The sequence below is a fragment of the Microbacterium sp. UBA1097 genome (assembly GCF_002313585.1).
Taxonomy (GTDB): domain Bacteria; phylum Actinomycetota; class Actinomycetes; order Actinomycetales; family Microbacteriaceae; genus Microbacterium.
The window spans coordinates 1-11,579 of the sequence record NZ_DCBW01000066.1; the positions used below are offsets into that span (position 1 = coordinate 1).

General features: G+C 67.4%; 10 protein-coding genes and 1 tRNA gene. 6 read left to right on the top strand and 5 right to left on the bottom strand.

Annotation, left to right across the window (positions count from 1 at the left end; translation table 11 throughout):
• Positions 1-26 precede the first annotated feature (26 nt).
• The 4 genes from B4F19_RS15435 to B4F19_RS15450 all read right to left on the bottom strand — a co-directional run bounded on the left by B4F19_RS15435 (position 27) and on the right by B4F19_RS15450 (position 4,318).
• On the bottom strand, positions 27-1,844 hold the full coding sequence (locus tag B4F19_RS15435) for an ABC-F family ATP-binding cassette domain-containing protein (RefSeq protein WP_292736158.1): 1,818 nt from the start codon (positions 1,842-1,844) through the stop codon (positions 27-29).
• Positions 1,845-1,883: 39 nt separating this feature from the next.
• A complete protein-coding gene (locus tag B4F19_RS15440) occupies positions 1,884-3,200 on the bottom strand; it encodes a GNAT family N-acetyltransferase (RefSeq protein WP_292736161.1) in 1,317 nt (438 codons plus the stop codon).
• 67 nt (positions 3,201-3,267) lie between these two features.
• Positions 3,268-3,828 carry a hypothetical protein gene (locus B4F19_RS15445; RefSeq protein ID WP_292736164.1) on the bottom strand — a complete coding sequence of 187 codons (561 nt, stop codon included), beginning with the start codon at positions 3,826-3,828 and terminating at the stop codon, positions 3,268-3,270.
• Positions 3,821-4,318 (bottom strand): MarR family winged helix-turn-helix transcriptional regulator, encoded by a 498-nt coding sequence (locus tag B4F19_RS15450; protein WP_292736167.1) that lies wholly within the window; start codon positions 4,316-4,318, stop codon positions 3,821-3,823. The genes B4F19_RS15445 and B4F19_RS15450 overlap by 8 nt, the downstream gene beginning before the upstream one ends.
• 84 nt (positions 4,319-4,402) lie before the next feature.
• Here B4F19_RS15450 and B4F19_RS15455 point away from each other — a divergent pair.
• The 6 genes from B4F19_RS15455 to B4F19_RS15480 all read left to right on the top strand — a co-directional run bounded on the left by B4F19_RS15455 (position 4,403) and on the right by B4F19_RS15480 (position 9,989).
• A tRNA-Gln gene (locus B4F19_RS15455) sits at positions 4,403-4,474 on the top strand.
• A gap of 1 nt (position 4,475) precedes the next feature.
• The gene (gene glmU / locus B4F19_RS15460) at positions 4,476-5,942 is read left to right on the top strand and encodes a bifunctional UDP-N-acetylglucosamine diphosphorylase/glucosamine-1-phosphate N-acetyltransferase GlmU (protein ID WP_228177002.1); all 1,467 of its coding nucleotides are present in this window, start codon (positions 4,476-4,478) and stop codon (positions 5,940-5,942) included.
• Positions 5,917-6,951, top strand: a complete 1,035-nt coding sequence (locus B4F19_RS15465; protein ID WP_228177003.1) for a ribose-phosphate diphosphokinase — start codon at positions 5,917-5,919, stop codon at positions 6,949-6,951. The genes glmU and B4F19_RS15465 overlap by 26 nt, the downstream gene beginning before the upstream one ends.
• Before the next feature lie 92 nt (positions 6,952-7,043).
• Positions 7,044-7,505 carry an FMN-binding protein gene (locus tag B4F19_RS15470; protein WP_292736170.1) on the top strand — a complete coding sequence of 154 codons (462 nt, stop codon included), beginning with the start codon at positions 7,044-7,046 and terminating at the stop codon, positions 7,503-7,505.
• A 13-nt stretch (positions 7,506-7,518) separates the two neighbouring features.
• Positions 7,519-8,418, top strand: a complete 900-nt coding sequence (locus B4F19_RS15475) for an FAD:protein FMN transferase (RefSeq protein ID WP_292736173.1) — start codon at positions 7,519-7,521, stop codon at positions 8,416-8,418.
• Positions 8,415-9,989, top strand: a complete 1,575-nt coding sequence (locus tag B4F19_RS15480; protein ID WP_292736176.1) for an FAD-dependent oxidoreductase — start codon at positions 8,415-8,417, stop codon at positions 9,987-9,989. The genes B4F19_RS15475 and B4F19_RS15480 overlap by 4 nt, the downstream gene beginning before the upstream one ends.
• On the opposite strand, the gene B4F19_RS15485 is transcribed toward B4F19_RS15480, so the two are convergent.
• On the bottom strand, positions 9,983-11,563 hold the full coding sequence (locus B4F19_RS15485) for a sensor histidine kinase (protein WP_292736179.1): 1,581 nt from the start codon (positions 11,561-11,563) through the stop codon (positions 9,983-9,985). The two genes, B4F19_RS15480 and B4F19_RS15485, sit on opposite strands and share 7 nt — an antisense overlap.
• Positions 11,564-11,579: the final 16 nt, after the last annotated feature.

The following is an 11,579-nucleotide window of genomic DNA, read 5'->3' on the forward strand; positions in this document are numbered from 1 at the left end:
AGGGACAACTCGGCTGGAGGAGGGGGCTAGGTTGCGAGCTCGGTGAGCTCGAACCACCGCTCCTCGAGAGAGGCGGTCTCTGTTTCGACCTCGCGGAGTTCATCGCCGAGGCGCGTCAGACCCGCGAAGTCGCTCTGGTCGTGCGCTGCCATCCGCTCGTGGATCTCGGCGGTGCGCTGGGTCAGTCGCTCCAACTTGCGTTCGATCGCGCTCAGCTCCTTCTGTGCGGCGCGCAGATCGGCGCCCGACAGCCCCGGTTCCGACGTCTGCTGGGCTGCCGACGCGGCGCCCGATCGGTCAGGTCCGGCATCCGTGGTCTGCTCTCGCAGCCGGAGGTACTCGTCCACCCCGCCGGGGAGGTGCCGTAGTCGTCCCGCGCCGCCGGGTCCGGGGAGGATCGCGTACTGCTGGTCGGTGACGCGCTCCAGGAAGTACCGGTCGTGGGAGACGACCAGCAGAGTGCCCGGCCACGAGTCGAGGAGGTCTTCCATCGCCGCGAGCATGTCGGTATCGAGGTCGTTGGTCGGTTCGTCCAGGATGAGAACGTTCGGCTGGTCCAGCAGGATCAACAGCAGCTGCAGGCGGCGCTTTTGCCCTCCCGAGAGGTCGCGCACGGGAGTCGAGAGCTGCGCGGATGAGAAGCCGAGCCGTTCAAGCAGTTGGCCTGGGGTGAGTTCTTGCGCTTTCGAGCCGGAACCGATCGTGTAGCTGGTGCGGAGCCCACCGATCACGACACGTACAGGGTCGGCCAGGTGCTGCTCGAGTTCGTCGAGACGCTGCGTGAGGGTTGCCACCCGCACGGTCTTTCCCCGCTTGACCCGGCCGCCCGTGGGAGAGACGCTGCCGTCGACGAGCCCGAGAAGGGTAGACTTCCCGGCGCCGTTGACGCCAAGGATTCCGGTCCGCTCGCCCGGCGCGATGCGCCACTCGATGTCTCGGAGGATCTCGCGGCCATCGAAACTCACCGAGGCATCCAGCAGATCGACCACGTCTTTGCCAAGGCGGGTGACTGCCAGCGACTGCAGTTCGGTGGAGTTGCGGATCTCGGGGACATCCGCGATCAGCGCGTTGGCCGCATCGATGCGGAACTTCGGCTTGGAGGTTCGTGCCGGGGCGCCGCGGCGCAGCCAGGCTAGTTCCTTGCGCGCGAGGTTCTGTCGACGTGCCTCGATGGCGGCAGCCTGGCGATCGCGTTCGACGCGCTGCAGGATATAGGCCGCATAGCCGCCCTCGAACGGTTCGACGATCCGGTCGTGCACCTCCCATGTGAGGGTGCACACCTCGTCGAGGAACCACCGGTCGTGGGTCACAACCAGCAGCGCCCCGGCGTTCGCTGTCCACCGCTTCTTGAGATGTGCGGCGAGCCACGCGATCCCCTCCACGTCGAGGTGGTTCGTCGGTTCGTCCAGGATCAGGACGTCCCAGTCGCCGATGAGCACTGCTGCGAGGGCGACGCGGCGCCGTTGACCGCCCGACAGGGTCGAGAGGGGAGCGTTCCAGTCCAGGTCCGTGACCAGCCCGGCGAGGACGTCACGGATGCGGGCGTCGCCTGCCCACTCGTGCTCGTCGAGGTCGCCGACGATCGCTCGTCCCACCGTCTGGTTGTCATCGAGGGTGTCCTGCTGGTCGACGACACCGATGCGGGTGCCGCCACGGACGGTGACCTTGCCGGCATCCGGTTCGAGGCGGCCGGCGATCATGGCGAGCAGGCTCGACTTGCCGTCGCCGTTTCGTCCGACGATCCCGATTCGGTCACCTTCGGCGATGCCGAGGGTCACGGAATCGAAAACCACTTTCGTGGGGAACTCGAGGTGCAGCGACTCAGCGCCGAGAAGATGTGCCATCCCTTCCAGGCTAGGCGCCGCGCGGGGTTCAGCCGCGCGTCAGTACCAGAAGCTCAATCGGGGGGACTCGACGGTCTGGAAAACGCGTGCGATCCGCGTCGGATCGTCAGCTTCGACTCGACCGGCACGGGCCAGGGTCGACACCGACACGCCTCCCAGGAACAGCGACGACAGCTCGCGTACGCCGAGCCGCAGCAGGGGAACACCGGCCGGGGGAGCATCGACTGCCTCAACTGTCGCGCGACCCTCGGCATCCGTCGTCGCGATGAACGTGCCACCCGCGATCCCCAGCGAGTCGTCAACCTCGAGGGCGATGGTGTCCGCGGCGCCGAAGCGTCGGCTCGTGAGAGCTGCCGGTACGTCGAGGATGCGCACGTATTGATGGTCGGTCACGGTGATCTTCGCGGCCCGCTGGTCGGCGATCATCCACCATAGGGGCTCGTCGAGGCCGAGTTCTGATGCGCGCAGAAGCGCGATGAGATCCATCTCGAGGAGGAACCGCCACAGGCCCGCGTACGCATCGTCGGTCGCGGCGAGCAGCCACGACAGCTCGAGCGTCGACTCGCTGAAGTCGTCGGGGTTCTCGACCACGCGGTAGACCGCAAGCCCATCAACCTCACCCGCGGGCGAGCGGTACTGGATGGTGCGCAGCCGCTCGGCCTTCTCGGCATCGGGGCTCGTGCCGAAGAACCGATTGAGATGTCCTCCGGGAAGAGCGATCTCGCCGGGGGAGGTGACGCGCACGCGCTCGTGCAGGGCTTCGGCGACCTCTCGCGCCTGGTCGCGGGAAACGAAGTCCACGCGCCCCGGTGCCTCGGGTCCGATCCACCCGGCACGCCGCGTGCGGATCTCCCAGTTCGCAGCGGCGGCTGCCGCACCGAACCCGAACCGGCCGTAGATGGTCGACTCGCTGACGGTCAGCGCTGCCACCGGCAGCCCGAGCGAGGCGGCGGTTCGCAGCTCCCCCGCCATCACAGAACGAAGGATGCCGCGCCGCCGGTGCGTCGGTGCAACGGTCACCGAGCTGACGGCGCTGGCTTGGACGGTGCCACCGGGGACGGTGAGTTCGGTGGGCCATGACGCAAACGTCGCGACCGGAATCTCGGGCTGCGGGCAGGTGGCATCGTAGACGCCGAGCTTGCGGCGGTGAGCGGTGTGTCCGACGAAGGCTTCGCGGCGAACCTCGACCGGCTCGTCTTCGAGAAACCCGCGAGCGACCGCGGACAACCACGGATCGTTCTGCACCCTCGTGGCGTTGTCGATCTGCTCGATGCGCAGGCCCTGGTTGGCGAGAGCTTCCGACATCGCGGCGTCAAGTGGCGCGTCGTGAAATGGCTGCTGGTCGTCACTCATCATGCCCCCACGCTACGCGGACAGTGCGACACCGCATGCCGCCCGCCCCGTCGCTCCAGCGAGCCGGTGCTCAGTGGAAGGCGTACTCGAGGATCGCGACGAAGGCGCCGAGAAAGGCGGTTCCGGTGGCACCAAGGATGCGCTTGGCGATTCCGGCGCCCGTGCGGGAATAGGCGACGTAGCCGAGGAACGCGAGCACCAGCATCGTGACCCACAGCGCATAGGCCGACGCGTCATCCGCGGTCCTCCCCGCGGCCCCGGCGATCACCATGGCAAGCGTGGGCGGCACTGCTGCCCACAGCATTCCAGCCGAGTGTGTCAACGCGTAGCGTGTGGCTGTGCCCAGCGGATGCTTGCCGTGGTCGGCGAGCGTATAGGCGAAGACGTGGGCAATGAAGAACACGATGAGCGTGGCTACCGATGACACGACCACTTCGGCCACATCGGTCTCGTAATCGGACGTGATCATCAAGAGCGCCGAGTAGACGATGAGTCCGTACACCGCAGCCGGTGTTCGAAACCGGACATCGAACCAGTCGTGCCAGCCCCCTGTTCTCGCCCCATCGCGATTTCCGGTGGCGGGAGTCTCGGGCGAACCGGCGTCCATGAATCCGTCTTCTGTGTCAGACATCGAACCCCAGGGAGAGTTTGCGCAGCAGGGCTGCGAGGCGGTCACGGTCGGCGCGGGAGAGGCTTTCGAGCAGCACCGCTTCAGCGTCCACGAGACGGGTGATGGCGGCATCCACACGGGTTCGTCCCTCGTCGGTGAGGGTCACCAGGATGCCGCGTCCGTCGCCCGGATCGGACTCACGCCGCACAAGCCGGCGACCGACGAGCCTGTCGACGCGGTTGGTCATCGTGCCCGAGGACACGAGTGTCTGCTGCAGCAGCTGTTTCGGGCTCAGCTGGAACGGCTCGCCCGCCCGTCGCAGTGCCGACAGCACATCCCACTCCCACGGCTCGAGCTCGGAACGGCGGAAGGCCTCGCGGCGTGCCCGGTCGAGGTGGCGGGAAAGGCGGTCCACCCGCGAGAGAACTTCGAGTGGAGAGAAGTCCAAGTCGGGCCGCTGGGCACTCCAGGCACCGACGATGCGGTCGACTTCGTCGGATTCTGCGGACACTGAGCCATTATCTCGACTGATGGGGCCATTATCCCGGCCGACTCGTCCTCTGGCAGACTGGTTCGCGGCCGCGTTACGCGCCGGTCCGCCGTGGTGTAATGGCAGCACGACAGCCTTTGGAGCTGTGAAGTCTAGGTTCGAGTCCTGGCGGCGGAGCATGGCTGAGAACCCAACCCCCGTCGCCGTCGTCATTCTGGCGGCAGGCCAGGGGACGCGGATGAAGTCCGCCACGCCGAAGGTCCTTCATCAGATCGGTGGGCTTCCGCTGATCGGCCACGTGTTGCGCACCGCATCGGCACTGGCGCCGGAGCGTGCGGTGGTCGTGGTCCGTCACGAGCGGGATCTGGTGGCGGATGCCGTGACCGGCCTGCTTCCGGGAGTTGATGTCGTCGACCAGGACGAGATCCCCGGCACCGGTCGCGCGGTGGAACTGGCCCTGGCCGCGCTCGACGGCTTCGACGGCGACGTGCTGGTGCTCAGCGCCGATGTGCCCCTGGTCGAGGTCAGCGTCGTCGAGGGGCTGCTCGCGCGTCACCGCGCTGCGGCTGCATGCGCCACGCTGCTGTGCGCGACGCTCGACGACGCCACGGGTTACGGCCGCGTCATCCGTGGTGCCGACGGGGCGGTCGAACGCATCGTCGAGCAGAAGGATGCGTCGCCCGACGAGCTCTCGGTGCGGGAGATCAACACCGGAATCTATGTGTTCCGCGCCGCGCAGTTGCGCACGAGCCTTGCCTCAGTGGGCACGGCCAACGCGCAGGGCGAGAAGTACCTGACTGACGTCATCGGCATCCTCCGCACCGCGGGCGAGGTCGTCGCGGCATCCAACGCTCCGGCGGCGCAGGACGCGCTCGGCGTGAACGACCGGGTGCAGCTGTCGGAAGCAGCCCGCGCGCTCAATGCGCGGACCGTCCGTCGCTGGCAGCTCGAGGGTGCGACGATCCTGGATCCGGCCACGACCTGGATCGACGTGACAGCCACGCTCGCTCCCGACGTCACGGTGCTGCCGAACACGCACGTCCTGCGCGCAACAACTGTCGAGCGCGGGGCGACGATCGGACCCGACACGTCGCTCGTCGACTGCGAGGTGGGGGAGAACGCGACGGTCACCCGCACCGACGCGACGTTGGCCGTCATCGGCCGCGGCGCCACTGTCGGCCCGTTCGCCTACCTGCGCCCGGGTGCGACGCTGGACGCCCAGAGCAAGGTCGGTACGTTCGTCGAGATAAAGAACTCCACGATCGGTGAGCGGAGCAAGGTTCCGCACCTGTCCTACATCGGCGACACCACAATCGGGCGCGGCGTCAACCTCGGCGCCGGGGCGATCACGGCCAACTACGACGATCTCGCCAAGCACCGCACCGAGATCGGTGACGAGGTCCACTCCGGGTCGCACAACGTCTTTGTCGCGCCCGTTAGGATCGGAGACGGTGCGAAGACCGGTGCCGGTGCCGTCATCCGCAAGGATGTCCCTCCCGGTGCGCTGGCTCTGAGCGTTGCCCCTCAGCGCAACATCGAGGGATGGGTCGAGAACAACAGACCGGGAACAGCCGCCGCCGAGGTCGCCGCGCGGGCCCGGTCCGCACAGGAAGCGGACGATGGCGAGCAAGAACAAGACGGTTGATCTCGACAGGGATAGCGGTATCGCTCCCGGCCTGGTCGCCAAGACCAAGAAGCGCCTGGTCGTTGCATCCGGCCGTTCGCACCCGAGCCTCGCGGACGACGTCGCGACGGCGCTCGGCACGAATCTCGTCCCGACGGAGTACCGCACGTTTGCTTCCGGCGAGATCCTGACCCGCTTCGAGGTCTCGATCCGCGGGTGCGACCTGTTCCTCATCCAGTCCTTCGGTCCGCCCGTGAACGAGTGGATGATGGAGCTGCTCATCATGCTGGATGCCGCCAAGCGGGCGTCCGCGAAGCGGATCACCGTTGTCGCGCCGTACTTCCCGTACTCCCGCCAAGACAAGAAGGGTCGCGGGCGTGAGCCGATCAGCGCGCGTCTGGTCGCCGACCTCGTCAAGACTGCCGGCGCCGACCGGGTGATGAGCGTCGATTTGCACGCCGCCCAGATCCAAGGGTTTTTTGACGGGCCTGTCGATCACCTCTTCGCCAAGCCGGTGCTGCTGGAGTACTTCGAAGAGAACCTCTCGCCCGAGGACCGCGCCAAACTCACCGTCGTCTCGCCGGATACCGGACGTGTGCGCGTTGCCGACACCTGGTCTGACAGCCTGGGCGCACCGCTGGCGATCATCCACAAGCGTCGCGATCCGAACGTGGCCAACCAGGTCACGGTCAGCGAGATCGTCGGCCAGGTCGACGGTCGTGTCTGTCTTCTCGTCGACGACATGATCGACACGGGTGGCACGATCGTGAAGGCCGCGCAGGCGCTGAAGAAGAACGGCGCCGAGCGCGTCATCGTCGCCGCGACCCACGCGGTCTTCAGCGACCCGGCCAGCGAACGGCTCCAGGATGCGGCAATCGATGAGGTCGTGGTGACCGACACGATCCCGATCCCCGACCGCAAGCGCTGGGAGACCCTCACTGTGCTCCCGATCGCACCGCTGCTGGCGCGTGCGATCCGCGAGGTCTTCGAGGACGGCTCGGTCACCAGCATGTTCGACGGCGCCGCCTGAGCCGAGATCTCTCCGCGTTCGTCGCCGCCTCAAAGCCTATGCATAGGCATGAAAGCAAAGATGGCGGAGACGACCTCTAGGAAGGACTGCTCATGATTCGCACCCCCTCCCGCCCCGTACGCGTGGGCGTCGCCCTCGTGGGTGTTGCCGGCGCTCTCAGCCTTGCCGGGTGCGGCGCGACCACAGCCGCCGACACCGGCTCCGCACAGACGGATGCCGGAAGAACTGACGCGGGTTCGGGATCGAGCTCGTCCGGCGGCTATGCCGACGGCACGTACACGGCGGAGGGGTCCTACGCGACGCCTGAATCTGTTGAGACGGTCACGGTTACCCTCACGATTGCAGACGACACCGTCACCGACGTTGAGGTCACCGGCGACCCGCAGGCCCGCGAATCCGAGCAATACCAGTCCCAGTTCATCGGCGGGATCACCGACGAGGTGGTGGGCAAGAGCCTCGATGACGTTTCGGTCAGCCGAGTGTCGGGATCCTCGCTGACGAGCGGTGGATTCATGCAGGCTGTCGAGCTCATCAAGGCCGAGGCCGCTGCCTGATCCTGTCGGTCCAATGGGTGACGAAGCCCGCGTCGCCGGGGGGCCGCGCCCGGGCTGGCGTTTCGAGGCGATCGGAACGCAGTGGGCGATCGATACTCACGAGCCCCTCACTGACGACGAACGCGCCGCCGTCCTCGTCATGATCGACGAGTTCGACCGCGAGTGGTCGCGCTTTCGCGAGGACTCAACCGTCAGCGCTCTCGCGTCCGGGGGTTCCCGTCCGCTACCCGCCGACGCCGAGGCGATGTTCGCGATCTACGCGGACCTTGATGCTGCAACGGGCGGGGCGGTGAACCCGCTCGTCGGGGTCTCGCTCGAAGCGCTCGGCTACGACAGGTCCTATTCGCTCCGCCAGAGCGCCCCTGTCAACGCCCCAGCCGACTGGCGGCGAGTTGTCTCCATCGACGACGGCGCGCTGACGCTCTCGCAACCGGCTCTCATCGACGTCGGCGCGATCGGAAAGGGTCGCCTCGTCGATCTCGTTCTGGATCACCTCGAGGGGCAGAAGCAGGGTGCCCTCACTGTCGATGCCGGTGGCGACGTGCGCTGCTCGGGTGTGCGTGAGCGGATCGGCCTTGAGCATCCGTACGACCCGACGCGGATCATCGGTGTCGTCGACCTCGAGGATGCCGCGCTGTGCGCCTCGGCGACGAACCGGCGGGCTTGGGGCGATGGTCTTCACCACGTGCTCGACGCGCGCACCGGTGTGCCGGTTCGAACCGTCGCGGCGACCTGGGCTGTAGCCCCCACCGCGATGGTGGCTGACGCTGCGGCTACCGCGTTGTTCTTCGAGGGGGGCGCGGAGCTCGCGTATCGGTGGGGCGTCGAGTGGGTGCGGATGACGACGGTCGGCCGCGTCGAATGGTCTCCCGGATTCGGGACGGAGCGGTGTAGGGCAGAGTTGTTCACATGATCGGATGGTTGACCGCAGGTTGGAACCGCGTGTTCGCGGTGCTCGGCAAGGTCTCGATGTATCGCATGGTCTTCCTGGCGCTGCTCGCCCTGACCGTCGTTGCGTTCGGAGTCTCATTCTTCGGCCTCGTGGCGCCCAGCCCCCTGGAGCTGCTCGCGACCCTCGCGGTGCTTGCTGTCGCGTGCGGCATCGTCGATGTCGTTGCGCACCGGATCATCGGGCAGTCGCTTCGGCTTGAGTCCTCGGTGATCACCGCGTTCATCCTGCTGTTCGTCCTGCGGCCCACTCTCGAACCGGTCGCTCTGGTCGGTGTCGCGCTGGCAGGAGCCGTGGCGGCGGCATCCAAGTATCTGTTGGCCTGGAGGGGCCGCCACATCTTCAACCCTGCCGCGGTGGGCGCTGCAGTCCTCACGATCGTGAGCATCTGGATTCCGGCGCTCGGCGCATCGGCTTGGTGGGTGGGAACGCCGGTTCTCGCAGCTCCCGTCGTCATTCTCGGGCTGGCGGTGCTGTGGCGCACCGAGAAGATCCGCATGGTTCTGGTGTTCCTGCTTGTCGCCGTCGCGGTCGGCTTCGCGCGCACCTCGATCCAGTACCAGACTGCCGGGCTCGCCGTCGATGCGCTGACGATCTTCTGGTCGCTGCTGTGGTCCTCGCCGTTCCTCTTCCTCGGCGTGTTCATGCTGTCGGAGCCGCTCACCCTCCCACCCCGGCGGTGGCAGCAGTTCCTTGTCGCCGGTGTCGTCGGTGTCCTCGCCGGGTGGCCGATCTCGCTCGGCGAAATCACCCTGGGACAGGAGCGTGCCCTGTTGGTGGGGAACCTGGTTGCCTTCGCGTTCTCGGTGCGGGCTGCTGTTCGGCTGACCCTTGACTCGCGCGAGATGATCACCCCGACGGTACGAATGCTGACCTTCACCGCCAAGCGCCGCATCCACTTCCTCCCCGGGCAGTACCTCGAGCTTGACGTCCCGCACCGCAGGCCGGATGCGCGCGGCACGCGCCGGGAGTTCAGCATCGCGTCGGCCCCCGAAGACCTTCCCGCGATCCGTATCGCGTTCCGGGAGTACCCGGCAGGCTCCGGCGGCCCCGCGCCCAGCTCCTACAAGCGCGCGCTGGCGGAGGTCGACGCCGGGGCATCCCTGGCAGTCACCGGCATCTGGGGAGACTTCGTGCTCCCGAACCGGGCCGAAACCCCCCTCCTCATGGTCGCCGCCGGAATCGGCATCACCCCGTTCGTGTCGCAGCTGCGGCATCTGCAAGCGAGGGGGCAGCACCGCGACATCGTTCTGGTGTACGTAGCCTCCGAGGCTGCCGAGTTGGCTTTCCGCGACGACATCGCGGCATCCGGCGTCCCCGTCGTGGTCTTCACGCGCGATGACCCGGGCCCACTGCCACAGAATTGGCAGTGGGCGCGCGGAGTGCGCCTCGACGCACCAGGTCTGCTGCAGGTCGTTCCCGACCTGCACGCCCGGCACGCTGCCATCTCGGGGCCGCCGCGACTGATCGCCGACCTCGCACCGGCCCTCGAGCGGGCGAAGTCGGTCACGACTGACGCCTTCAGCGGCTACTGAGCTGCAGCCCGTGCCGCGGGGCCAGTCCGATCGGCGTGCGTCGGAAGCGGAAGCCGCACCGTGAACGTGGTGTCTCCGGGCCTGCTCTCCACCGAGATCTCACCGTGGTGAGCGTGCACGATCGCCCGCGCAATCGACAGACCCAGCCCGGTGCCACCGGTTTGCCGGGCTCGTGATCTGTCGGCGCGTGAGAACCTCTCGAACAGTTCGTCGGCGATGGCAGGCTCGATCCCCGGTCCGTTGTCATGGACACGGATGACTGCACTATCCGTTGCTCGCCCGCCCTCGGCCGGTGAACTCTCTCGGCCGACCGAGAGTGTGACCTCGGTTCCCGCGGGTGTGTGGGTCCGTGCGTTCGCAAGCATGTTTACGACCACCTGCTGCAGCCGAGCGGAGTCGCCGGGAACGGTCACCGGCTCCTCATCGACCTCCAGCAGCCAGACGTGCTCGGGACCGGCGACTTGCGCATCGCCGAGCGCTTCAACGGCGAGCTGCGTGAGATCGACCACCCCGTAGACGAGCTCTTGGCCCTCGTCGAGACGCGCGAGAAGCAGCAGGTCTTCGACGAGCCGCGTCATCCGCAGCGACTGCGCCTGGATTCTGGACAGGGCCGACTCGGTAGTCTCGCTCAGCTGTGGATCGCGCAGCGAGAGTTCGGAGTATCCGCGGATCGAGGCCAGCGGCGTGCGCAGTTCATGGCTCGCGTCGGCGACGAACCGACGCATCCGCTCTTCGTTACGCTGGCGGGCTTCCAGCGACGCGTCGACGTGATCCAGGAGTGTGTTCAACGCGTGACCGACCCGACCGATCTCGGTGCGTTCATCGGTTTCGGATGCCGGAACGCGATCAGCGATCGAGACCTCGCCCTCAGCCATGGGAACACTCGCAACACGCTCGGCGGTGTCAGCTACCACGCGAAGCGGCCGCAGACTCCGTCGCACGATGACCGTGACGGCGAGCCCGAGAAGCACAAGACCCCCCGCTGTCAGCAGGGCGACGGTCGTTGCGATCTGCGCGAGCGTTTCGGTCACCTGGCTGACCGGCAGGCCCGATGCGATCGCGAAGCTCCCGCCGCCGAGTGCGAGCATCCGGTAGGTGCCGACACCGTCGATCGTTATCTCGCGGACGGGGCCGCCCTCGCCCGGCTGGCCCAGCTGCTGCACGATCTGGGCGACCTGAGAGTCGTTCAGGGACGACGCGGTTCCGTCGGCGTCGATGTAGCCACCCGTGACGGAGCCGAAGGCTGACTCGATAACGATGAGAAAGCCCGGCTCGAAGGGTCCCGAGGCCAGGAGCGCGGCGGCATCCTCGGTCCCCGCGGCTACTTGGGGTGCATCGTGTACCGTTCGCAGCGCCTTGGCCGTGGCTTCGGTGACCTCGTTGTCGAGGTTCGACTGCAGAATCGAGCCGAGGATCGCGCCCGTGGCGATGCTGACTGTGGCGAAGATCAGGGCCACGACCGCGACGATCGTGACGACCAGGCGCCCCTCGAGGCCCCATGGTCGCCATCCGCCCCGATGAGAATCCGTCACTGTGTCCTCGCGCGACTGCGCCGCGTCCCGCGGCTCCGTCACTGTGTCGGCGCCTTGA

Excerpts from the sequence above, each read along its gene's own strand:
- glmU (WP_228177002.1), top strand. The coding sequence starts at position 4,476 with ATGGCTGAGAACCCAACCCCCGTCGCCGTCGTCATTCTGGCGGCAGGC.
- B4F19_RS15440 (WP_292736161.1), bottom strand. The coding sequence starts at position 3,200 with ATGATGAGTGACGACCAGCAGCCATTTCACGACGCGCCACTTGACGCC.
- B4F19_RS15445 (WP_292736164.1), bottom strand. The coding sequence starts at position 3,828 with ATGTCTGACACAGAAGACGGATTCATGGACGCCGGTTCGCCCGAGACT.
- B4F19_RS15480 (WP_292736176.1), top strand. The coding sequence starts at position 8,415 with ATGATCGGATGGTTGACCGCAGGTTGGAACCGCGTGTTCGCGGTGCTC.
- B4F19_RS15435 (WP_292736158.1), bottom strand. The coding sequence starts at position 1,844 with ATGGCACATCTTCTCGGCGCTGAGTCGCTGCACCTCGAGTTCCCCACG.
- B4F19_RS15465 (WP_228177003.1), top strand. The coding sequence starts at position 5,917 with ATGGCGAGCAAGAACAAGACGGTTGATCTCGACAGGGATAGCGGTATC.
- B4F19_RS15470 (WP_292736170.1), top strand. The coding sequence starts at position 7,044 with ATGATTCGCACCCCCTCCCGCCCCGTACGCGTGGGCGTCGCCCTCGTG.
- B4F19_RS15475 (WP_292736173.1), top strand. The coding sequence starts at position 7,519 with ATGGGTGACGAAGCCCGCGTCGCCGGGGGGCCGCGCCCGGGCTGGCGT.